Below are 22972 nucleotides of genomic sequence, written 5' to 3' on the forward strand. Positions count from 1 at the left end.
AGATGCCAATCTATGAATTTTATTGTCGCAATTGCCATACGATTTACAGCTTCTTTGCGCGGCGAGTCGACACGGCGACCGTACCGCGTTGCCCCAAACATGGAGCTCACAAGCTGCAACGACAGATGTCGCGTTTTGCGATCTCCAAAGGTCGCAGCGAATCGTCCGAACCGGAACCTGGCATGCCGCCAGATATGGATGACGAAAAGATGGAACGCGCCATGATGCAGTTGGCTAGCGAAGCCGAAGGCATGAACGAAGACGATCCGCAATCCATGGCCCGCATGATGCGCAAGCTGATGGATACCACCGGCATGAACATGGGCGAAGGTATGGAAGAAGCCATCCGCCGCATGGAAGCTGGCGAAGATCCCGATAAAGTCGAAGAAGAAATGGGCGACGTCCTGGACGCCGAAGACCCCTTCGGCGCTTCCGGCAGCGAAGGCCGCCTGAAAGGAATCCAACGCCGCTTGACCGAAGCCCCCAACGTCGACCCAGAAGTCTACGACATGTAATGCGCACCTTTGGAGTGCTGCGGCGCTAGCCGTAGCTTTGATGTGATAACCAAACGGTACCGCAGCCTGTACGAACCAAGTGACTCCAAACTTCCAGAGCGACTCAGGCTGCGGCTAGAGACTTTACTTACATCAAAGCGGTGCCAGATGGCACCGCACTCCAAAGGTGACTCCTTGGAGTGCTGCAGCGTAGCCGTAGCTTTGATGTCCTAACTGGACTGTACCGCAGCCTGGACGAACCAAGTGACTCCAAACTTCCAGAGCGACTCAGGCTGCGGCTAGAGACTTTACTTACATCAAAGCGGTGCCAGATGGCACCGCACTCCAAAGGTGTTCTAGGTTCCATCGCTTAGTGGCTGCGAGCTGCGTAGATACGCAAATAAATCGCACAGTTGCTCGTTGGTTAATTGGTCGAGCAGCCCTTCGGGCATTAGCGAGGTGGCCTGCGGCTTGAGCGATTCAATTTCATCGCGGTCGATAATGTGTGCCTGGCCATCGATGGCTCGCAGTACAACTTGATCGGGATTCTCGCGTTCGATAAATCCTGTACGCAGTTGACCATCGCTAGTCAACGCCACCATGGCCTGATAGCCTTCGCGCACTTCTAAATTGGGCGCGATGACGTTTAGCAGCAGCGTGTTCAATTGATCGCGTTGATATCCGGTCAAGTTCGGGCCCACTTGCCCACCGGAATCGAACAGCACATGACAGCGACCGCACGACTCCTTGTACAACTTCTTGCCGCGATACGGATCACCATTGCCAGCCAAGATGGTCTGCGAATATTCCGCGGTTCGCTTTTGAGCGGTGATTAGGTCCACTTTTCCAATGGCCGGATAGTAGTGGTCGATACGTTTGAGTAATTCTGGTTGCGTATGCAATCGCAACATGCGCACCACTTCCAGCGGCAGATCGTTCGATTGCACGGTTCTGGCATCGAGGGCATCGAGCCATTGGCTGGCACCAGCAGGTTTAGCGATCAGCATAGCACCGGCGCTGGAGCGCAGATCGCCGGGCCACTTGGCCCAATTAGTAATCGCAGTCTGGGCGATTTGTGGATCGTTGTAGGCGGCCAGCGAACTGGCTGCTGCCATGCGCAGTGGCAGCTTGGCTTGCTCGTCATTGCATAGTTGCAACAGTGGTTGCAGGGCTGCTGGTCCGGGCACTTCACCCAGAATGCGGGCCACTTGAATGCGCGCGTTTACATCGGCCTTGTCGTCCAGCAGTAGCTTGGCAGCTTGCGTTTGCGCTGCAGCATCGCCTCGGCGTAATTGCAAAGCCAACGATGGTTGTCCTAGTCGAGCCAGTCCATCCAGCACGCTATTGGGCACGCCAGCCAACGAGCGACCGGCAAACGCGCGTTCGAATCCAGCCACGCAGGCCATAGCCGCTTCGCTGCGAACGTCAGCCGGCAATTGTTCGATCGCGCTAAAAACTGCTGCGATGGTTTGCAAGTTTCGATCACCACCGATCATGCCAGCGCGTTCGACAATGCGTGGCGCAATTTGTTGTTGAAAAACCTGGTGGTGATAGAGACCGCTGCGGTTCACCAACGCCGCTTCCACTTCAGTGTGTTTGTCACACTGCTTTTCGATGGCCCACCAGATCATCAGCGACAAATAGGGATCATCCTCGGGCAACGGGCGGTCGAGCAACCGACTGCAAACTTGTAAACACTTATCGGGCGGCAAACGTTTGGCAGAGGCCGCGATCTGTACTAACACCGCTGCGTCCTGCTCTTGGCCCGCCAGTTTAACCATGGCGGACAATGTATTTGCACTGACATCCAAATCGTCAGCTGCCAAACGCACTGCCCATTGTCGTACTTGCGGCGAGCGATGTTGCATGAGCTGGGCAGGTTCAATCAGCTCTTCAACTGTGGGGTCAGTGGTTAACGCATCGCCCAACCAACCACACGCATGCAGCGCCCACAACGCTTCTGTGGCATAGGCTTCCAGCCCGTCTGTGGCATAGGCTTCCAGCCTGTGTTGGTCTACTTTGTCGCCGGCATCATCTGCTTTACTAGCCAGCATCTCGACCAACATCGGCAGCGCGCGAGCCCGCAGAGGATGCCGCGCGAGCAGTTGTCGCGCTTGCTGGCGTTGCCAGCGAACCGGATGCCGCAGCTTGGCAACCAGCGTATCAACCGAGGCTGCATCGGTGGCGGTCGCCAGCGTCGCATCCCATGCAGCTTGAGGACCGGCTGTGCCCGGCGGGGCCAGGCGATACAAGCGACCGTGATCTTTATCGAGCTTGCCTACGTGCGCGTAGATATGGGCCACTTGACTGTCGTACCAATCGCTGACGTAGGCCGCACCATCTGGGCCATCGGCGATGGCGACTGGTCGAAACCACTTGTCACTGGACTTGACACCCAGCTCAACATCTTCCGTTTTGAATGTGCTGCCCGTGGCAATCAACCGCGTGTGGACCAGCGTCCCGTGCAGCGGATCGACACACAGCATGGCACCGGGCATGGCTGCTGCCAGCGCTGTGCCGTCGGTCAGTAACATCGTATGTGAAAAACGTTGCACGGGATCGTGTGGCATCGGCAAGAGATAACCGAGCGAATATGGATTCGATAGATCGCCGTGCTTGTTAAAGCCCTTGCGAAAGTAACCGCCCTGCACGTAATGAAAGCCGCGCGTATCGCCGCCATTGTGACCCGAGTAAACTCGACCCTCATTGTCGAAGGCCACACCAAACGCATTGCCACCACCTTCGGCGAAGATCTCGTAGAGGCGACGCTGCGGATGGTAACGCCAAATCAATTGGCCCAAACTCTTGTGTGGTTTCTCGGACGATCCGTAAGGCTTCACCGCGGCAGTGACTGTGCTGCCTTGCGCAGCATACAGCCAGCCGTCGGGTCCCATACATAAACTGTTCACCACCGAGTGTGTATCCTCCAGGCCAAAACCTTCGAGGTGCACTTCGGGTGGACCGTCGGCTTTCAAATCGCCGTTGGCATCAGGATAGAAGAGCAAATGCGGTGGATTGAGTACCCAGGCTCCATCGACTGTTGGATAAACGCTAGTTGCGATATTCAGCCCGCTGACAAAGTCACCCACTTCGCTGTATTTTCCATCGCCGTCGCTATCGTCGAAGATCGTCAGTCGATCCGCACCGGGTACGTCTTGTCCGGGTGGCTTGGGCAAACGATCGTAAACGATGCGCCAGAAGTTATCGCGACTGAGCGCTTTGATACCAGCCGGCTCGGGATACTGTAGATACTGCACCACCCATAACCTTCCGCGTGGGTCAAAGGTGGCAAACAGCGGCTGACGAAGGGTGGGTTCTGCCAAAAGTTGTTGCCACTGGAGCCCGCCGGAGACGGTAAACGATTGGAGCGCTTCGCCGGGCGACAGGGCAGGGCCCTCAGGTTGATCCTCTGGGCGCTGGGCATGAGCTACAGCGGCGACCAGAAGAAGCAGCACAGTCAGTACTCTAGTAGTCATTGCATTTATCTCAAAAACGATTCGAGTTCCGACAATCGATCGGTATTGATCAAATCCACATCAGCATCTACCAGCACGCGCCACAGTGCTTGCTCTTCGGGCGTGGCCCAGAATCGAACGCTGCGACCTCTGGCATGGGCGCGCGCGACGATGTCTTTTAGCTTGGTCAACTCTGCAGGCGGCAGCTCGCCTCGGCCTCGCCACTTGAAGTGATTGGTCCAGTTATCGCTAATCATCGGCAGCAAATGCGCGGGCCAATCCGAATCGAGATCGCTCAGCCGACCATCGATGCCGCAGTAGCGGACCTTTTGCCCAGCAATGAATGGTTGCGGCCGATTACCACTGATCGTGATATTGACCGCCCCGGGTTTCTGTTGTCCATCTTCGACTCGGGTCAATATTGATGCGTATTGGCTAAGGGCTTCGTGCAGTGCCTTATAGGTCGCTTCCGCTTCGGTCTTCAGATCGATCAACAGGCCGAAGGCGGGGCCATCGCGAAAGACGCGGCCACCATTGGCAGCGATGCGGTCCTTGAGTGGATCCAGGTAGAGCGCCTGCAGCGTGCGCTCACTGCGCAGCTCCAATTGAGTATGCGCGACCAGCAGTTTTCCATCGACCAGAAAGATGTCCGCTTCGACGCTATTGAACCCATGCTGCAGCGCATCCAGCAGCGGTCGAGCGTGCAAGTAGTCGTTGTGCGCATGAGCTCGCTGGGTCACCTGCACGGGCTCCTGACCCCAAAGGGGTGTCACCAGCAGCAGCAACAAAAATGTGACATAAGCTTCTAGCCTGAATGTGGCATAGGCTTCCAGCCTGTGTGTATCGTCGGCCGCTAGCCTGCATGTGGCATAGGCTTCCAGCCTGCATGTGGCATAGGCTTCTAGCCTGTGTCGATTACAAGACGAGTCGGGGGCCAGCAGCATGCGTTTTTTCCTACTCGTGATTAGTTTCCATGGAATCATCAAAGTTTAGACCTCTTGGAAAAACAGACACAGGCTGGAAGCCTATGCCACACACGGGCTGGAAGCCTATGCCACATTGGACACAGGTGGAAGCCTATGCCACATGCCTGCCCATGCCACACTTTAGCACTTGGGCGATCGACAGTATAATTCGGAGCTAACACCGCCAGGAACCTCGACCGTTCATTCAGCAATCAATAAGGGAAAAAGAAATGAAGCGTACTGCGAAATGGGCTCGAGTCGGTTTAACGCTGCTGGCTGGCTTGGTGGCTACAGGTGACCTGACATCTTCGGCCAAAGCCGACGAAGGCATGTGGTTGTTCAACGCGCTGCCCAAAAAGCAACTGGCCGAGAAGCACAAGTTTACGCCGACCGATCAATGGGCCCAGCACTTGATGCTCTCCAGCGTGCGCGTCAACTCCGGTGGTTCTTCATCGTTCATCTCCAGCACGGGTTTGGTGCTGACTAATCATCACGTTGCCTCCGATACGCTTTACAAGCTATCGACGCCTGAGCGCAATATCAACTCCGATGGCTATTATGCCAAGACGCAAGCTGATGAACTGCGTGCGCCGGACTTGGAGCTCAATCAACTCGTGTCGATCGAAGATGTGACCGACAAGGTCAACGCGGCCATCAAGCCGGGATTGGCGGCAGCTGAGGCGAACAAAGAGCGCCAGAAGGCGATGTCTGAAATCGAACAAGCGTCGAAGGACAAGACCGGTCTGCGTAGCGACATCGTTACGCTTTATGGCGGTGCGCGATATCACCTGTACTGTTACAAGCAATACACCGATGTGCGATTGGTGTGGGCGCCCGAATCGGGGACAGCTTTCTTTGGTGGTGATGCCGACAACTTTGAATATCCACGCTACTGTTTGGATGTCACCATCTTTCGTGTCTATGAAAACGACAAGCCGGCCAAGATTGATAACTTCCTGGCTGTTAATCCTGAGGGCGCCAAAGAGGGCGACTTGGTATTTGTCTCTGGCAATCCAGGTACAACCCGTCGCATTCTGACGGCAGATGCGATGGCTTATCAGCGCGATCACCGCTTGCCTAAGACGCTGGATCTGCTGCGCCGCAAAGAGAATCTCATTCAGCAATACGCGCTGGGTGGCCCCGAGCAAGCTCGTCGTGGTCAAGATGATCTGTTTGGCATTCAGAACTCGCGCAAAGCTTACATGGGCATGTTGGGCGGCTTGCAAGATCCCACCTTCATGAAAGAAAAGCGCGCCGCTGAAGCCCGGCTAAAGACCGCCGCCTCCAGCAGCGATGGCAAGATCCAAGGTGCCATGGATGCTTGGAAGACGATCACCGAAGTGCAAGAGAAACGCCGTCAAATGCTGGGCCAGGACGGCAGTCTCCGCAGCCAGTTGTATGGTATCGCGGAAACTTTGGTGCTGATGAGCGTGGAAGACGCCAAGGAAAGCAAAGAACGTTTGCGAGAATTTCGCGATTCCAATCGAAGTTCGCTCGAGCAGGGTTTGTTTTCACCGGCTCCGATCTATGAGGATCTCGAACGCGTACAGTTGGCCGATGAACTTGGGCGCATGGCTGAAGAGCGTGGTGGCGATTCACCGCTGGTGCTCGAACTGCTGGCCGGCAAGAATCCCCGCGACCGAGCTGCCGAGATTATTGCAGGTACCAAGTTGATGGACGTCGAAGTTCGCAAGTCGCTCGCCAAAGGCGGTGCCTCAGCCATCAAGGGCAGCAATGATCCGTTGATCAAGATGGCGCTGGCACTGGAGCCTGAGTATCGCAAGCTGCGTCTGCAGAAAGAAGAGCTCGACGAACTCGAACGTCAAGCCTACGCCAAGATCACCGAAGTGAAGTTCGCCACCGAAGGTGAATCGAACTATCCCGATGCCACCTTCACGCTACGCCTGGCCTACGGATTGGTCAAAGGTTATCAGGAAGACGGCGAGAAGATTCCAGCGCACACGAAGATGTCCGGCGCCTATGAGCACGAGAAGGCACACGGAGCTAAAGATCCTTGGATCCTGCCAGAGAGTTGGAAGAAAGCCAAAGATAAAATCGATGGCTCCACCCCCTTCAACTTTGTGTCGACCGCTGACATCATCGGTGGCAACTCAGGTTCACCTGTGGTTGATCGCGATGGCAAGATGGTGGGGATCATCTTCGACGGCAACATTCAAAGCTTGACTGCCGACTTTAACTACACTGAAGACCAATCCCGCAGCGTCTCGGTCCACATCGCCGCAGTTTTGGAAGCCTTGCGCAAGATCTACGGCGCCGAAGCCCTAGCCAACGAAATCGGCAAGTAACCACGTAGCCGACCAAGTAGGCCAGTCTCTCCGAGACTGGCAAACGGCGTCTCGGAGAGACGCCGCTACGTGCACGTAGCCGAGTCTCTCCGAGACTCGGATTACCATAATCCTAAATCTTGGTTCTGAAGTTCATCGGCGTCTCGGAGAGACGCCGCTACGTGAGTTGCTTTTGGAAATGCCGAAACGAGCCTGGCGGCAGCTTGGCTTCTAATGGATTCTTCGCTATGTAGCGCCGGTAGTGTTCAAACTGTTCGGGGCTGCGAATCAAATGATCGAATTGATCTACTTGCCAGAACTCGCCCATCTGTCCAAGTATTTGATTGATTTGGCGAGCGGTATACCGCTTCCAGTCCGTACACTGTCGCAGAAATCGCTCCTCGTTGGCGAACGCGCAAAGGAAGTGGACGTGATTGGGCATCACTACGGCATCGGTCAAGAAGTAACGTTCCATATCGAATTTCTTGAGGCTATCTAACACCACGGTTGAACAACGTGGGTCGGACAGATGGCAAGCACCACTTCCTTGATCCAGAAACTTGTCACGAGTCGTAAAGAGTTTCCACTGGATCTCTCCGCGACGTTTCGAAGGTTGCTGAGCGAGTTGCTGTTTCCAATCGCCATTGGGATCAAAACCCTCATGCCGTAGAAGCAATTCGATTTGCCGGTCGATGAGTTCCAGTACATCGGCCGGCAGTGAATCATTGAGTCGCCATGTGACAAAGCAAACACAACCCGCTTGCGACCAATGTGGCAAACCTCGCTCCACCACAATCCAGTCGGCTTGCGGATCAAAGAAGGAGATGTCGGCTCTTTCCACGTTAGGACGCTCCCAACTTCAGCGGAAACCACCACGTAGCCGAGTCTCTCCGAGGCTCGGATTACTGCGATCCTAAACTTTGCCTTAGAAATCCATCGGCGTCTCGGAGAGACGCCGCTACGTGATTCACGTAGCCGAGTCTCTCCGAGACTCGGTTTACTATAGCCCTAAATCTTGGTTCTGAAATCCATCTGCGTCTCGGAGAGACGCCGCTACGTGACTTCTACTTTTTCGACTTGGTAGGTCGATCGCCTTTATCGCCATGTCCAGGCTTGGCCACGGTCTTGGCGGTTCGTTTGCGATCCATCGCTAGCGATTTGCCGACGTCGACAACTTCATCGAATTGTCCCTGTTCGTCGCGGCGTACGAATCGCTTATCGGTACCCGTATCGATCAGTTCACGCGCCTGGGCTTTCTTCTTGGTACCAACCTTTTTCTTGGCCCCCTTTTTCTTGGTGGCCGTCGTCTTAGTCGCTGTCGTCTTAGTCGCCGTCTTCTTGGCGACAGCCGTCTTGGCAGCTACTTTCTTCTTACCAGCTTTCTTGGTTCCGGTGGTCTTCTTGGTGGCGATCTTCTTCGCAGCCTTTTTCTTCACGTTAGCTCTCCTTACTAAAGTTCCAATAGCACTAATGTCTTCAAGTTGCATAAGTTGTACCACATCGCAGTTAGATTGCTGGCGCAGTTGGTGGAACAAGTCACTTAAAGCTGCTGCCGCATACTGATGTAAGGTCGCGAACATGCTTTTGCATTAAGCCGTGGCTGGATCGTCGGTCGATAGTGCTTGTTGGCAGTGGTGAGGCATGACGAGCGAGGCTGAGCCATCGGTGACGGCCCGCATCATGATGTGAGGTGCAGAGCTAGTGACGCTGCCGAAGATGGTGGCAAAGGCGACATCGGCGGCATCGCGTCCGGTTCCAAATCGCACCAGTCCCATGGGAATGGCGGTACCGGATGGATCGAACAGATACCAGCGATCGCCCAGGAAGACTTCGACATACGCATGGAAATCGGGCGGACCGAGTGCGGGGTCGGAACCGTAGTCGGTGCCGGTAACGAATCGCGCTGGAATGCTCAGCGCGCGACAGAGCGCGATCATCAGATGCGCAAAATCGCGACACACTCCGACTTGTTCGATCAGCGTATCGACGGCCGAGGTGCTCGAGTTGGTTGTGTTGGAAGTGAAAGTGATATGATGCTGGACCCAGTCGCGAATTGCTTGCACCCGTCCATAGCCTTGCCACATGCTGCCGAATTCGCGGATAGCCAATTTCGATAGCCGATCGGACTGGCAGTAGCGGCTGGGATACAAGTAATGGAGCACCGATACTGGCAGTTTGGCGACCGGCACTTCACCGATGCTTTCCGGCGCAGCCATATAATGCTGCATCTCTATTGTGGCCGCGTACTGCACGGTTAGCGGTCCGGCGGCGGAGCGCAGTCGAGCGTATCTATTGCCGGTTGACGCTTGCTGGAAAACTTCGCTGGGAGCTGCCTGGCTGATGGAAAACTTCTCCGCTACGACGCGTTGTCGCGAAGTTCTGGCGGCATGCAGATTAAAGACGAAATCGCATCCCGGCTCAGCTACATGGTAGCTCAGCGCCAACTCCAATTGCATCCGAATCATGCCCAGCCAATTCCCTCTTCAGAGCCTGACGCACCGAAACCTACTGCACGGCAGAGCAGTTCACCATAAGCCGGCAGCCGGCGTTTCGATAGGGGGCCTGAGGCATGCACGCAGATAAATTACTTTATATATAAAGTATTCGGGTTGGCCTATGGGTTTTGGGTGGCACTGGCAATGCGCAGCCTAGCCAGTGCTCAAAACGAAGCGATTGATATTAGGGCTGCATTTGACAGGGCCAATGAAACCGAAGTTTCAAAGCGTCCTGAGATGGCTCATTGACCAACGAACCAACCCGTCACAGGCAGCACCCTGGCAGGCAGTGTCCAAAACTTCGCTTCCACTAGACCAGTAACGCGGCCCGGCTAACTGCACCACTTCGATCCAGGCACTGGCTATGCTGCGCATTGCCAGTGCCACCCGAAGTCCTTTGAATTTCGATAGTTTCCGTGCCTGGCCAGCCTTTTGACTGCAACCCGGCGATATCAGCCCTCCAATGGCCCCAGGACGGTCCCTGAATGGCTCCCGGACGGCCCTTTAATCAAGTCCAATCGCGGCTATATTAGAGGCACTTCAACCAAGGGCCTGTAGCTCAGTCGGTTAGAGCAGGGGACTCATAATCCCTTGGTCGGGGGTTCGAGTCCCTCCGGGCCTATTTGACACAATTTTGTCAGCAGTAGACTGGCGATGCCAGCAGGCGACAGATTAGGAAAAACGTTGGGTTTTGTAAGGGTTTCGACCGCTTGGGTTCCTCGCCTTTCTTTGTTGGTCCCTGCCTTGGACTGCCTCAAACTGCCCGAATTTGGGTCGTTCTGCCCGAGAAACTGCCCGAGATTCTCCGATACTCCGGCTGCGCGTTTAAATGACTCGCGAGTTGCCATGGCGTAGTGCTCGTGCAATACCGCTTCCGAGTTACCCAACCACTCACTTACCTCTTTCTGCGTGAATCCCGCAATCAGCAATTCCGTTCCGCATGTCGCGCGAAGGTTCTGCCAAGCCTTAGGCCAAATCCTAAGCTTTGCCCTCGATACGATCTTGCGAAATTTGGTCGATAGGTTCGTGGCCGTCAACGAAACCCGCGGACGACAAGTTAGCTGATGCGTAAAGTAGTTGACAGCGGGGCAAGTCTGCGAACGATACGCAAATTGTGAAACATTTTTGTCACCGACAATGAAAGAATTCACCTGGTCGCAGACTACCAGTTGGCAGTGCGATGTTCATCGCCCAAGGGGGCCAACCGCGTTGGGAGAAAGGCATTCTGCGGGGCGGAAAGATGCAAATATCGCTCGTTGACATCTTTGGCCAATAGGGCTTCAAGCTGAAAAATGACAAATCAAACGTGCCAATTGCTTGAGAGGGTGTACGCTCGAATCCAACAGCTCTTGAGCGCAGGGAAGCCGGTTGAAGCGATTCGCTACTACCACGAAGTCGCTTGTGCTCCGCTTCTGGAATCTAAGAACTTGGTGGCTGCTCTACAATCTGGTCTGCCATCAGCGGATAACGAGGCTCTGGTCGCGTTCTTGACCTTTCTCGAGTCGCACGAATATACCAGCGCCGCGGCCAGCTTGTGCGTCTATCACCTGATGTCGCCAAGTGATGCTATCAGGGCCACGTTACGCATCGCCGAGCAAGTCGATCACACTCTGGATCCATCAGCCATAGAGCGATCGATACTGGCTGATCCAGAGTTGCCGGCAGCTCAATACGAAGTCAATGAACGCGCCATCGCTTTGGCTCATGATAAAGCGGTTCGGGGATTCATGCGGCAGACCGGGGCAGACAGAGAAGTGGCCCACCAGGTCATTGACCAGTTCCAACGAACAAACGCGACAACCCTGCCGACGCAAGCGCCAGCGAAGGTAGCATCACCAGCATCCTGCGCATTACCAGCGCCCGCATCGGCGCAATCGAGCACCCACGCCAGTCAGCCAGGCAGTCTGCTGCGACTGGCTGTCAAAGCCGCCACGACGCTCTATGTTGTGGGCGCGCTGGTGGGGCTATCGTTTCTGAGTTACAGCTACGTCACCGCGCCCAAGATATTTGAACCCATCGTTCTGCGCGAGGACTTACCACCATCCGAGCAAGCTTCACTGATTCAGCAATGGGCCAATCAGACAATTCCGTCAACGACCACATGGTTCTTTCCGCTCAATCGCTATATTTCGCTGCGTCTAGAACCCGGACTGCCAGCGGAGTACGCGTACTTGGAACTTCCATGGGACAAGAAGCTGGCATTTCTCAACGAAAGCGCACTAGCAACATTGTCGACCTTCTACCAATGCCACTCGGTGCTATTTGTGTTCTATCTGATGGCCATCGGACTGGGGCTCTGGACATTCTGCGAAACCAGTGTGATGGCAGCTATCTTCATGAGCCTGCTGGGACTGATCGGGGTTCCTTGGCTACTTACCGGCTGGCTGCGCTTGGATGTTGAGAATCCATGGTGGTTTGCGCCGCTGCTTGTGCCTGGAGTAGTTGTCCTGATCACGGCCGTACTAGAGTTAGTGCTAAATCCTCGCCCATCCCAATGGCAGCACCACCGCCGCGGTTTCTGGCTGGGAGTACTGGTGTGTGGCGTATCAAGCATGTTGCTCGGCCTGGCCATTCAATCTGGCAGTCACCTCAAATCAAATGCTGGCGTAGGAGTGCTGGCAGGTATGTTGCTAATGGTCCACCATGGCTGGAACCTGATCCAACACGTCAACCGGCGGCTGCCCGCTTCCTAAGCACGTGGACGTATCCACGTGCTTCGTTCGACTTGCCGCAACGTGAGGCTAACTGACGCTTACAGCTCAACCGCGAACGGCTGCTTCGATGGCGGCGACGTCGATTTTGGTCATCGTCATCATTGCATCGAAAGCGCGTTTGGCGACTTCGCGGTCGGCATGGGTATAGGCTTTGGTGAGCACAATCGGCGTGATTTGCCAGGACACTCCCCATTTGTCGCGGCACCAACCGCATTGACTCTCTTGGCCACCGTTACCGACGATTGCGTTCCAGTAACGATCGGTTTCCGCCTGGTCCTCGGTTGCGACCTGAAACGAGAACGCTTCGCTGTGCTTGAACGTCGGCCCGCCGTTGAGACCCAGGCAGGGAATCCCCAGCACTGTGAACTCGACCGTCAACACTTGCCCCTGTTGGCCGTCTGGAAAATCTCCAGGAGCGTGATGAATCGCGTCGATCGATGAATTGGGAAAAGTCTGTGCATAAAACCGCGCCGCCTCTTCAGCGTCGCGGTCGTACCACAGACAAATAGTGTTCTTGGCTGGCTTGGTCATTGCGCTGCTCCATTGAGATGAGTTACTTTGTCAGTCAGTCGAATGCCAACCCTGCGCATCGACAAACACAAAGCAACTTTTAATCAATATCCCACCGATGTTTGCAACATCAAACCGCGGGAAAGCATTCCAGGCAGCATTTTGATACCAAAGCGATCCACGTGCTCAGGTCGCGCCCACTCGTCGAAACATCGACGTCATACGGCTTGGCGAGCTTGCAGAACGTTGCCTTCGCAATCGTAGCCGTCGCAAGCACAGAAATCGCCTGAGCTCCACTGGCGCTCGGGAGGAAAAATTGTTCCACCGCCAGCCATTGCCTGCTGGCGTGCCACTTCGATCGACTGGACAGGCAGGCAAAGTTTGAGCGGACTATCCTCGCGCACCTCTGGTGGTACGGTGATGTTAATCTCCGCAGCTACATGAGGTGGAATGGCATGAATGATCAGTTGGAACCCCGACAATTCCAAGACAACGTGAGCGTTGTCTTGGTGGATTTCTTGCATGTCAAAGGTCATTCTGTAAAACGTGGCCAGTAGCAACAAGTCTTTGGCAAACAGCACAGCGCACGGCGCAGGTTGGGGCTTAAACATAAGCTGGTTAACGAACTCCTGTTGCATTTAAAGTATGGTCAGTCTCAGACGCTGTTCGCCGATCTGGAAGGTGCAGCTACTTTTGACGTGGATAGTGGGCACGCGTATCCACATGCCATTGGGCACGCGATCGGTTACCGCATGCCAGTCGCCGTTGCTTTGCTTTAAGAGCTTGACATGCTGCGGGGCAAGAAAGCGGTCCTCAGGAATCGACAGCGCGCAGTCGGGCGCTCTTCCAATCCAATATTCACTTCCCAACAGCCACAGCGTCGGCAATTTCGACTGGGAGAGGATCTCAATTGAAGAGCAAGCAATTCCATCGGCCTGCGACTGATCGCCCGGCAAACTGCCGCGGTCAAGTCGCGTCGAGAGTTTTTGTTGTGCATCAAAGGTGGTGGAACTGGCGCAGCTAAAGCGCAGGCGCTGGGCGCCGACCAAGAACTCCGAGCGATGTCGAAGTCGCGCACGTCGGACGCGGACAAATAAACCCATGCCGTTGATCGACACATCGCGGATGTGCCACTGATGTCCACTTCCGCATTCTTGGCGTTCAACGATTAGATGTTTTGATGAGATCAAGCAGTCGTGGGGAATGCACACATCACAGTCGAAGCGACCGATGGTGGTGGAGGCATTGCGAAGGCGAATGGTTTCACACGTGTCACTGCCGTCGTCAAACACTTGCAGTATGGCCATCGAGGGCCGATGGCTGGGGCGATACTTGTGCGTCTTTTTCAATGCACCTGGATCCGCCGGCGGTATCGCGCGCCCTTGCGAATCTTGGAGGACTCGGTCGACATCAGAAAAATTGTTGTCCATGGTATTACTTCGTGGTCGAAGCTTCAGAAATATCGGTCCCGGCACTCGAGGGTTTGGCAGGCTGCATCTGAACTCGGCGCAGTCGCACAAATTGGACCTGGCCATTGGAATATCCGATCGCAATGCTCTTGCCGTCAGCCGAAACCGTCAGGCAAGTAACCGATACATCGTCGGGCGGTTCGATTTGGCCGATGGCCAGTTCGTCGTTGACATCGAATAGACGGACAACGTGCGCAGTGGAAACGACGGCCAGAGTTTGTCCGCCCAGGGCTGAAGAGACAACCTCGTCGGTCGCAACTTCGAATTTAGATTCCAATTCTAACTTGGGTATCGTTCTGGCTTCTACCGATCCCTCTGCGCGGACAACAAAGGTGCGCCGAGCAGCGCTATTAACATGCAGATCGACAATGCGCTGGTTGGCAGTAGCCTCGGCCCCGCGTACCAGGCCCAGTTCTTGTCCATCGGCGGTATTCCAGCAAGTGATGGTATCATCGTTACCGACCGTTAGTACCTTGTCCAGTTTTCCGGTCAGCTGGACGCTAACAACTTTGGCACTCGAAAGTGGATGCCGGGCCGTTACGGTTTCAGCGGCTTTCTTCGACGATAGCTCCCAGCGTATAAAGGACTCGTTGTGATCAACGCATGCCAGGTATTTCGAATCCGATGAGATTGCAAAGACACGTTTGACGTCGAGATTTTGGGGAGTCCAAAACCACTTGGTGGGTTGAGGTTTGCGAAAGACCCAGACTTCGCACTTGTAATCGTCAAAGTACAAAACCGACTTTTCGTTGCTGGCGATTGTCAAGCCAGACAATGTAAAGGGTGTGGAGAACTCTTGCGGAAAGCCAGTCTTGGCATCCCAGGCTTTAGGCTGAGAGCCAGTCGCCACCACGATTTCGTTGCCTTCACTGGTCAAACCGCGAGGTAGCAGAGTAAGTCCCGATGGCCGCCAGCTAAGACCCGAGAGCTGACGCTCCAATTCAATGGTGAAGGCTGGATGTTCCAAGCTTGTTTTGGGAATGGTTACGGGAGTGCGAGTCGGGCTGTTAGTGGCTGAAGCGTTGGAGTCCTTGGGAATAGGTTGAGGTTCGACGAGTGGCATTGGAAGCTCGGGCTGGCGAGCCTCGACCACTTCCGGAGCTCTGTCAATTGCTTGATTGCTACGCTTGGGGTTCGGTGGGATTTTAGGTGGTTTGGGAGGTGGAGTAGGTGGTGAGCTCTGAGACTGGCCATTTTTCGCCAGGCTCAGCTCTAGCGAACCATTGGCTTTGATATCTACGGTTCGATTCAAATGGATTCCAGCGCCGTCGGAGACTAGTATTTTATGCTCACCGGCAGGCAAGCGGATTTCCGTGAAGGGGCGATCGGGAGCAGCGGCAATCTGAATCGTGCCGTCGATCAAGACGGTATGACCCACCGGTAAATTCAGAATCCTTAGCGTGCCATCGGTCGAACCCAACCATGGGCGAATCAGGTAGATCGCCGCGAACAAAAAGCCAATGGGCATGGCCACTTGCAGCAGCACTGGCCAAATGGGCTTGGACTTTTGGGTTGGGCGTTTGCGAAGTGGTCTGTTTGATACTAGCGCCGAATTCCACTGGTTGCCCGTGTCTGATTCCGCCTGTGAATTGGATGCCAGCGAGACTGGGGCCACGACCACACTGTCGCTAGTTGTATGGTTATCGGTCGTGTGGCTACTAGTTGTTGTGTTCGAAGTGTTGGTCAGTGATGGTTGACTGTGACCAGTATAGGGTAGGAGAGCTTGAGCCACATCGGCAGCGCTCCCGCAACGTGTGCGCGGGTCTTTTTGCAACATCGTGAGCAAGATGTTGCTCAGTCCCTCGGGCAAGTCAGGTCTCAGCGCTGCTGCATGGGGAATGGGTGCGTTGATGTGCATGTTCAAGACGGCCATCGCGTTGGCGCCCGCGTAAGGAGGCCGACCAACTAGCGCGTAATACAGGGTGCAACCCAAACCATAAATATCCGCAGCCACCGTGGCACTAGCTGCATCCAGACATTGTTCCGGAGCCATGAAATCGGGCGTGCCCAAAAAGCGACCGTCCATAGTCAGATTGTTGGTGGGCGCTTCGTCGTCGAGTTTGGAGAGCCCGAAGTCCGAAAGCTTGGCAATCGGACTGTCGCTCGTTTGGGAAATGAGAATGTTCGACGGCTTGATGTCGCGATGGATCAGTCCATGCTGGTGGGCGTGATGCAGACCCAGAGCCGCTTGGCGAATGACTGTGGTCGCTATCCAGACTGGCAGTGGTCCAGAGTGGCGCACCCATGAGTCGAGGTCTTGGCCGTCCACATACTCCATTACCAAGCCAACGACCTTATCCGTCTGAATGGCCGTAAGTGTTTTTACGACATGGGGATGATCCAACTTAGCAGCGACTTGTACTTCTCTTAGAAACCGCTCTTTGAGCTTGGTCCGTGAGGCCAGCGAGGGGCGCAAGACTTTGAGTACTTCGATGCGTTTGGTCAGTGAGTGCCTGACCAGATAGACAATACCCATTCCACCTTTGCCTAACACCTTCAGCACTTCGTACTCACGCAGTTGCTCAATCAGCGTGTCGGTGGAATCAGATTTTCGCTTCGGTGGCATGGGTTTCTCGTAGCCGACCTCGCCAGAGATTGGAGGAGTCTGGTGTAGCCGATCTCGCCAGAGATTGGAAGAGATTATGGTAGTTCATCCAAAGTCTGGCGACTTCGGCTACGGGGGAGATTGGAAGAGATTATTGGTGTCTGGTGTAGCCGATCTCGCCAGAGATTGGAAAAGATTATGGTAGTTCATCCAAAGTCTGGCGACTTCGGCTACGGGGGAGATTGGAAGATATTTTGGTGCCACCCAGAAGAGATTATGGTAGTTCATCCAAACTCTGGCGACTTCGGCTACGGGGAGTTTTGGTGCCGGGCTTGAGCGTTATTTCCATTGATTGAAAATGGCGGAACGCTTATCTTGCGCAACAGTGAAAAGCCCCTCAGGCTCATGTTGCACGCCCGATCCTTGCGGTGGATTCGGCGTGCAACACTTTTTTACTTACCCGTCTCGGGTAAAGATCGCAGGCGAGAGATGGCAGCCAAGAGAAGAGATTGGGCGTTTTGCGCAAAGCAGGCAGAGGGTTTGCGGGGCAGAAACGAAGCGAGGCAATAAACTTCGGAAAATTTATGAGTACGAAGATGGTCGCCGTGCGCTACTGAAACGCCCGTGAAAGCAGCAGCCGGCGACCGACCCAGACTGCTCACATGCTGTTTAGGCATGTGGGCCCCTCATGTCCAGGTCTTGCAATTATTACCTTCGGGGCCTTGTTTGCAAGGAAAATTCCTCACGGTTTTCCACAAACCGTTCCTCTGGCTGTCCCGCCGGCGCTGCTTTGACTTGACTAATTCGGCGGGTCGTTACGACAGCCCGGGGTGTCTTTGGCAATGAGCCGCACTCTTGGCGGCCATCGCTATCAACTAGAACGGACTGATGGGTGCGGCCAGGCCAGATTTATTATCAACCGGATCGTTGGTCGGTAAGACTTCGGGTGGCTTGCCCTGGATGATCTCGGGGGCTTTGGCAACAAACCAGCCGATGCCGATCCCCAAGCCGATACACAGCAAGTACATCAAACGGTGATTGGAACGTTTCGCCGGCGCTGTTTCATTCATGGAATTGATCTCAAGTTTGGATAAACATTCTGCACTGCGAGCCATTGTAATGAGTCAGTGGGCGATTGGAAATTTGAAATTCAAATTTGAACTCACTGGCTTTTTGACGTAGGGTTCAGATACCGATTCACGCCGCCAGTCCGTCAGCCCTTTGCGTTATCCCGGGCGAATGTAAGGTGGTTGGCGGCTGGTGGCTAATATTCACTAGTCAACTATAATCGCACTCACTTGGAATCCGTGGGTTACCTTGGGGTAGTGCGAATGCCGATTGACGAGCTGGCCAATCGTTGCTGGCGTCGAGTAGAGCTGGAAAGCTATACCAGTGGCAAACTGGGACTGCGCCAAGCGACCGTCTGCGAATTGCATTTAGCCAAATGCGAAGTTTGTCAGCGGCTATTAGCTGAGATCTTCGATTCTGGCGCCGATCCCGAATGGCTTCAATTGCGTGAGCCGGGTGACGCAGAAGGGGAGGGCAGCGGCCCTGCGGTCGCTCATCAACTTTGGCGTCAACGGCCCGGCGCAGCCAAAGCGGCTGCGGCCGCCAACGATGATATTCCGCAGGCCATCGGCCGTTATCGTTTGGTGCAGATGCTGGGACAAGGCGGTTTCGGACGCGTCTACCTGGCATTCGATGAAAAGCTCAAACGCAACGTCGCTCTCAAGATTCCTCACTCCAGCGTCATCCAAGCGGCGACTCAACTGGAACTGCTCTTGGCTGAAGCCCAAACGGTGGCCGCTTTGGATCATCCAGGCATCGCCCCCATCTATGACATTGGCAGTACCGAACAACAACCGCTGTTCTTGGTCAGCAAGCTGATCGAAGGTCGCACCCTGGCGCAGCCAGGCCGCAAGCTTACCAGCTGCGACATACCGCTGATTGTTCGCCAGATCATCGATATTGCCGATGCACTCCACTACGCGCATCAACACGGTGTCATTCATCGCGACCTTAAACCTCAGAACATTTTGATCGACTCTAGCGGTCAGGTCTATTTGACTGACTTTGGTTTAGCCTGGCGGGCTGTGGGCGGATCGCGTCACTATCCGCGGGCTGGCACACCGGCTTACATGAGCCCTGAACAGTTGAGCGCGCACAATGAGCATATCGACCATCGCAGCGACATCTATAGTTTGGGCAAGATGCTCTGGGAGCTGCTGACCGGTTTCAGTTCGCCTCTGCACGATACAGAATCCAATGTCTCGGATGTGCATGCGCGTTTGGCGCCCGGCAACTCTGGGGATACCCAAGTCGAATTCAGCAGTTCCATGGTGACGCTGCATGACGATGTCGACCTGAAAAGAGTCGACGTCCCGAAACCGCTGCGCAATATTTGCTTGCGGGCGACTTACATTGATGTCGACAAGCGTTACAGCAGCGCTGCGGAAATGGCCGCTGAGCTGCGCGATTACTTGCAGACCTTAGAGATTCCCAAGCTCGAGCCAGCCGGCGGGGCGGAGAGCCAACCGGAGTTAACATGTTCGCCTGCGAAAGTGCCGATTCAGATTCGTCGGCCGACGCTGGCCTGGATGGCTGTGATTGGCTTGTGCGCTATTCTGAGCGGACTATGGGCTTCCACAACTTATCAGCACTATGTGCGCATGAACTTGCTCGAGGAGTTGCTGACGACCACGCCGCCCAACGTGGATCGAGCCTTGCAAAAACTCATGCCGCATGTTGGTCAGCTGCGGAGTCAGCTCGATCGTGAAGTGTATTCGGATTCCCAGCAACGTAGTCTCAGAGCCAAGCTGGCCTTGGTCGGCGAAGTGCCCGAACTACTTCCAGAGCTGACCGAAATCATGCTCGACAGCGAAGCTCAGCAAGCCGAGATAATGATCGATGCTCTAAAGCCGTTTGCCGACCAATTGCAAGCCAAGCTGTGGGGTGTAATCTCGATGCGGCCAACCGCCAAATTGGTGCGCAAGCTGAACGCCATAAGCTTCTTGGCCAACTGCTATCCAACCGATCCGCACTGGTCCAGCCACGACATCCAGTTGAACTTGGTGATGTCATTGGTAGTCGAAGACTTGAATGGCTTGCCAACTCGCATGCGTCTCTTGCAGAACATTCGGACGCATCTCATAGCGGCATTGGAACTAGGGTTGGGTGATGCGACTCCCGCTTTTGCTGGCGATCAACGCGCCAAGATCTATACGATTTGGGATTTGTTGGTCAAAGACGACACCATCCAATCCCTTGACCTGATGTTAAGCGGCCCGCCTTGGATCTTTACCTCGATCGTTGAACGATTGAAGGATGATGAAACGACCAGGGAGTACCTGCGTGCGGTGATCAAACGCCAGGTCGATAAACAAAGCGAACAATGGCTCAGCAAGTTGCAACAGCGGCACCTGGCCGGCATTGGACTGATGATGTTAGGTTATGCGGATGAATATTGGAAGTTATGGGAATACGCCGAAGATCCCACGCATTTGAATGTTCAATTGAGCATCCTGGGTTTTGGGCCGCTAACCGGTACGCTAGTGCAACAGCATTTGAGCGACTCAGGTTGGTTGCGACCGGCTACCGCCAAACCCGCTGACTTTCACCAGCGTTTGTATGACCAGGAATTAGTCCAGCGACGCTACTTGTTGATGGGATTGGCCAAGTCTGACATGAGCCACACGCCTCACAAGGATCTAGACGAATTGTTAGATGGCGCCAGCCAGCTGTACCAATGCGACGTCGACTCGGGCGTACGCGCAGTAGCGGAATACGTCTTGCATACCACGCATACACCGTTGCCCCTGGTGGTGCGAAAGCCTGCGACAGCGGCCGACAGAAACTGGTCATTGAATTCGGTCGGCGAAATGTTGGTGCATCTGGAAGCCACTGAGGCTGTGCCCTATTGCTTTGCAATTGCCAGCCACGAAGTATCCTGCCAGCAGTTTGAAGCGTTCGTTAAAGCTTCGGGATACCACTGGCCGGGCGCGCCGGTCAATCCTGCCCTCAGCAACGCAGCGGAACTGCTCGCACAACCCGTAGTCGATGTGACCTGGTACGACTGCGCCGCCTTGTGCAATTGGCTTAGCCGACAGGAAGGTCTAGACGAAGTTTATATTCCGAACGCCGAAGGCCAGTTCGCACATGGCATGCAAGTTAAACCGAATTTTCTCCAGCTCAGCGGCTATCGCTTGCCAACTCGGGACGAATGGCTGCTTGCCTGTCGGGCTGGCTCGACTACGAAATACTTTTTCGGTGACAGCGAACTATCCATTTTCAAGTACGCTTGCTTGCATCCGCTCTCCAAAGGACAAACTCAACCGGTCGGATACACGCGTCCCAATCCACTTGGTTTGTTTGATACTCTAGGCAACGCCAGCGAATGGACCATGGAAGTCTCCGACGGCCTGGGCGATTCGTTGACGCTCGATGATCGCGTACCGCGCATCCATCGCGGCGGGTCCTTTGATTGCACAGCTGAGGAACTAGGGAGCGATGTGAGCAAGTCGGCCTCACCTTGCGAACGACTGCCGATGGTCGGAATGCGTTTGGCGCGAAGCCTGACTGATTAAAGCTCAAGACTTTAAATTGGCTCGCACAATCACAAAGCCAGTGACGGCTTTCACCGCCAACAGCCCGCAGCACACGGGCATGGTCACCAACATGACCAGAGGCAAGCCCAAGCATTCAAAGACCAAAGCCGCAAACACGAAGAATCTTGGGCGCACCAACCACGAATAGGGTACTGCCATCGCATTGCGCACCATCGCTAGCGCCACTACCAGTGTGTACAGGAATATATAGCTAGCGCCGAACATAATCACCCAAGGCGTGGCTTGTTTGACCATCCAAGCAACGGTGACAGCTGTGACTACAATTTGATCGGTAAAGGTATCGGTGAAACTGCCGCGTGGCGAAGCGACATTCTGATGTCGCGCCAGCGGTCCATCCAAGCCATCGAGCAGCACATGCAGGACTAGCATTCCCAAGGCTAACCAGGCTTGATCCATGAGCCACAAGGGCGCAAAGGCCACACCGCATAAACCTGATAACACCGTCAGCATATCGGGCGTAATACTCAGACGCGTGAGCATCCGCAGGCTGGGTGCCAACCACCAGCCACGCACTTGCTGGCCATATTCCATCCAGCCTCGCTCTCCGGCTGAGTAACAGTCGTTGCCGTCAGGTGTTGGCATAAGTCTCTACTCAATGTCGAAAGTGATTGGCGCAAAGTTCATGTGGCGGAGTGCAGCCCCGGGATTGAAATAATGGATGTGACCAATGGGCAGTTCATAGATGGGAACGTGCGTGTGGCCAAAGAAAACGCGTCGCACTCGAGCCAGTTGGTTCTGTGTCTCGGTAGATGCGGTCGCATAGGCATCGATCGACATCAGTTCATTCAGTCGTTGGCAAGTAGCCCGCGGTCGATGGAACAACTTTGGAATCGTACGATGCAGTCGCATGGCAACCGCTGCGTCGTAAATGCGATGAGCTGTGCGGCTGGCCTGGCGCTCATGCTGAAACTTCTTGCGATAGTGGCCTAACTGCCTTTGGCTGCCGGCATCCAGTACATCGCCGTGGCAGAAGAAACAATCGGCCACTTGGTAATAGTCACTCCGCCACTGAAAATGAGCATGCTGTTGGCTCAGCCTCTCCAGCAACATCTCCAGGTCGGGATGTGAATCATGATTGCCCATGATGTAAACGATGGTCGCCTGCGGATGGTCATCAGCCAGCTTGACCAACCAGTTTTCCACCGCCTGCATTGTCTCATGGTGACCGCCCAGGGTAGCCCAACGAAAATCAAAGATATCGCCACCCAGCACAATTAATTGGCTGTCGCGGCAGGCCGTTTGTATAGCCGGCATGCAACGCAAGGCCATGCTGCGCGGACTAAGCAAATGTAGATCAGAAACAAAACAGGCTGAGGGCATGATTATTGCAAGATTGTAATTTGTCGTTGGGCTCGCGATGACGACCAGTATCATGTCTCCTTTTGCTCCGCAAAAGGCAGCTACGGTTCGCGGAG

At 54.8% G+C, this 22972-nt stretch carries 16 protein-coding genes and 1 tRNA gene; 5 read left to right on the top strand and 12 right to left on the bottom strand.

Annotation, left to right across the window (positions count from 1 at the left end; genetic code table 11):
* Nucleotides 1–2 precede the first annotated feature (2 nt).
* A complete protein-coding gene (locus SH573x_RS01170; RefSeq protein WP_479352459.1) occupies nucleotides 3–515 on the top strand; it encodes an FmdB family zinc ribbon protein in 513 nt (170 codons plus the stop codon).
* Nucleotides 516–850: 335 nt separating this feature from the next.
* Here the strand turns inward: SH573x_RS01170 and SH573x_RS01175 are convergent, their stop codons facing one another.
* Nucleotides 851–3970 (bottom strand): PVC-type heme-binding CxxCH protein, encoded by a 3120-nt coding sequence (locus tag SH573x_RS01175; protein WP_479352460.1) that lies wholly within the window; start codon nucleotides 3968–3970, stop codon nucleotides 851–853.
* 5 nt (nucleotides 3971–3975) lie between these two features.
* On the bottom strand, nucleotides 3976–4893 hold the full coding sequence (locus SH573x_RS01180; protein WP_479352461.1) for a phosphatidylinositol-specific phospholipase C/glycerophosphodiester phosphodiesterase family protein: 918 nt from the start codon (nucleotides 4891–4893) through the stop codon (nucleotides 3976–3978).
* A 251-nt stretch (nucleotides 4894–5144) separates the two neighbouring features.
* Between SH573x_RS01180 and SH573x_RS01185 the strand changes: the two genes are divergently transcribed.
* Nucleotides 5145–7220 (top strand): S46 family peptidase, encoded by a 2076-nt coding sequence (locus tag SH573x_RS01185; RefSeq protein WP_479352462.1) that lies wholly within the window; start codon nucleotides 5145–5147, stop codon nucleotides 7218–7220.
* A gap of 157 nt (nucleotides 7221–7377) precedes the next feature.
* Here the strand turns inward: SH573x_RS01185 and SH573x_RS01190 are convergent, their stop codons facing one another.
* From SH573x_RS01190 to SH573x_RS01200, 3 genes are all read right to left on the bottom strand, one after another.
* On the bottom strand, nucleotides 7378–8040 hold the full coding sequence (locus SH573x_RS01190) for a transposase (RefSeq protein ID WP_479352463.1): 663 nt from the start codon (nucleotides 8038–8040) through the stop codon (nucleotides 7378–7380).
* Between the two features lie 223 nt (nucleotides 8041–8263).
* Nucleotides 8264–8635 carry a hypothetical protein gene (locus tag SH573x_RS01195; RefSeq protein WP_479352464.1) on the bottom strand — a complete coding sequence of 124 codons (372 nt, stop codon included), beginning with the start codon at nucleotides 8633–8635 and terminating at the stop codon, nucleotides 8264–8266.
* 153 nt (nucleotides 8636–8788) lie between these two features.
* Nucleotides 8789–9664 carry a transglutaminase-like domain-containing protein gene (locus tag SH573x_RS01200; protein WP_479352465.1) on the bottom strand — a complete coding sequence of 292 codons (876 nt, stop codon included), beginning with the start codon at nucleotides 9662–9664 and terminating at the stop codon, nucleotides 8789–8791.
* Between the two features lie 578 nt (nucleotides 9665–10242).
* Between SH573x_RS01200 and SH573x_RS01205 the strand changes: the two genes are divergently transcribed.
* Nucleotides 10243–10316, top strand: a tRNA-Ile gene (locus SH573x_RS01205).
* Nucleotides 10317–11019: 703 nt separating this feature from the next.
* Nucleotides 11020–12387, top strand: coding sequence for a hypothetical protein (locus SH573x_RS01210; RefSeq protein ID WP_479352466.1), 1368 nt, complete (start codon nucleotides 11020–11022; stop codon nucleotides 12385–12387).
* A gap of 66 nt (nucleotides 12388–12453) precedes the next feature.
* Here the strand turns inward: SH573x_RS01210 and SH573x_RS01215 are convergent, their stop codons facing one another.
* The 5 genes from SH573x_RS01215 to SH573x_RS01235 form a co-directional block, all read right to left on the bottom strand.
* Nucleotides 12454–12939, bottom strand: a complete 486-nt coding sequence (locus SH573x_RS01215) for a VOC family protein (RefSeq protein WP_479352467.1) — start codon at nucleotides 12937–12939, stop codon at nucleotides 12454–12456.
* A gap of 197 nt (nucleotides 12940–13136) precedes the next feature.
* The gene (locus tag SH573x_RS01220) at nucleotides 13137–13529 is read right to left on the bottom strand and encodes a VOC family protein (RefSeq protein ID WP_479352468.1); all 393 of its coding nucleotides are present in this window, start codon (nucleotides 13527–13529) and stop codon (nucleotides 13137–13139) included.
* A gap of 27 nt (nucleotides 13530–13556) precedes the next feature.
* Nucleotides 13557–14348, bottom strand: a complete 792-nt coding sequence (locus SH573x_RS01225) for an FHA domain-containing protein (RefSeq protein ID WP_479352469.1) — start codon at nucleotides 14346–14348, stop codon at nucleotides 13557–13559.
* 4 nt (nucleotides 14349–14352) lie between these two features.
* Nucleotides 14353–16953, bottom strand: coding sequence for a WD40 repeat domain-containing serine/threonine protein kinase (locus SH573x_RS01230; protein ID WP_479352470.1), 2601 nt, complete (start codon nucleotides 16951–16953; stop codon nucleotides 14353–14355).
* An 854-nt stretch (nucleotides 16954–17807) separates the two neighbouring features.
* Nucleotides 17808–18002: a hypothetical protein gene (locus tag SH573x_RS01235; protein WP_479352471.1), complete on the bottom strand. Its 195-nt coding sequence runs from the start codon at nucleotides 18000–18002 to the stop codon at nucleotides 17808–17810.
* A 261-nt stretch (nucleotides 18003–18263) separates the two neighbouring features.
* On the opposite strand from SH573x_RS01235, the gene SH573x_RS01240 reads away from it, so the two are divergent.
* Entirely contained in the window at nucleotides 18264–21515 is a 3252-nt protein-coding gene (locus tag SH573x_RS01240; RefSeq protein ID WP_479352472.1) for a bifunctional serine/threonine-protein kinase/formylglycine-generating enzyme family protein, read from the top strand.
* A gap of 3 nt (nucleotides 21516–21518) precedes the next feature.
* Here the strand turns inward: SH573x_RS01240 and SH573x_RS01245 are convergent, their stop codons facing one another.
* Together SH573x_RS01245 and SH573x_RS01250 are read right to left on the bottom strand one after the other, a co-directional pair.
* Nucleotides 21519–22139: a CDP-alcohol phosphatidyltransferase family protein gene (locus SH573x_RS01245; protein ID WP_479352473.1), complete on the bottom strand. Its 621-nt coding sequence runs from the start codon at nucleotides 22137–22139 to the stop codon at nucleotides 21519–21521.
* Between the two features lie 6 nt (nucleotides 22140–22145).
* Nucleotides 22146–22877, bottom strand: coding sequence for a metallophosphoesterase (locus tag SH573x_RS01250; RefSeq protein WP_479352474.1), 732 nt, complete (start codon nucleotides 22875–22877; stop codon nucleotides 22146–22148).
* Nucleotides 22878–22972: the final 95 nt, after the last annotated feature.

Source organism: Rania fehmarnensis, from assembly GCF_056494185.1.

Excerpts from the sequence above, each read along its gene's own strand:
- SH573x_RS01225 (WP_479352469.1), bottom strand. The coding sequence starts at position 14,348 with ATGGACAACAATTTTTCTGATGTCGACCGAGTCCTCCAAGATTCGCAA.
- SH573x_RS01200 (WP_479352465.1), bottom strand. The coding sequence starts at position 9,664 with ATGATTCGGATGCAATTGGAGTTGGCGCTGAGCTACCATGTAGCTGAG.
- SH573x_RS01250 (WP_479352474.1), bottom strand. The coding sequence starts at position 22,877 with ATGCCCTCAGCCTGTTTTGTTTCTGATCTACATTTGCTTAGTCCGCGC.
- SH573x_RS01175 (WP_479352460.1), bottom strand. The coding sequence starts at position 3,970 with ATGACTACTAGAGTACTGACTGTGCTGCTTCTTCTGGTCGCCGCTGTA.
- SH573x_RS01180 (WP_479352461.1), bottom strand. The coding sequence starts at position 4,893 with ATGCTGCTGGCCCCCGACTCGTCTTGTAATCGACACAGGCTAGAAGCC.
- SH573x_RS01185 (WP_479352462.1), top strand. The coding sequence starts at position 5,145 with ATGAAGCGTACTGCGAAATGGGCTCGAGTCGGTTTAACGCTGCTGGCT.
- SH573x_RS01235 (WP_479352471.1), bottom strand. The coding sequence starts at position 18,002 with ATGAATGAAACAGCGCCGGCGAAACGTTCCAATCACCGTTTGATGTAC.
- SH573x_RS01230 (WP_479352470.1), bottom strand. The coding sequence starts at position 16,953 with ATGCCACCGAAGCGAAAATCTGATTCCACCGACACGCTGATTGAGCAA.
- SH573x_RS01240 (WP_479352472.1), top strand. The coding sequence starts at position 18,264 with ATGCCGATTGACGAGCTGGCCAATCGTTGCTGGCGTCGAGTAGAGCTG.
- SH573x_RS01220 (WP_479352468.1), bottom strand. The coding sequence starts at position 13,529 with ATGTTTAAGCCCCAACCTGCGCCGTGCGCTGTGCTGTTTGCCAAAGAC.
- SH573x_RS01215 (WP_479352467.1), bottom strand. The coding sequence starts at position 12,939 with ATGACCAAGCCAGCCAAGAACACTATTTGTCTGTGGTACGACCGCGAC.
- SH573x_RS01245 (WP_479352473.1), bottom strand. The coding sequence starts at position 22,139 with ATGCCAACACCTGACGGCAACGACTGTTACTCAGCCGGAGAGCGAGGC.
- SH573x_RS01170 (WP_479352459.1), top strand. The coding sequence starts at position 3 with ATGCCAATCTATGAATTTTATTGTCGCAATTGCCATACGATTTACAGC.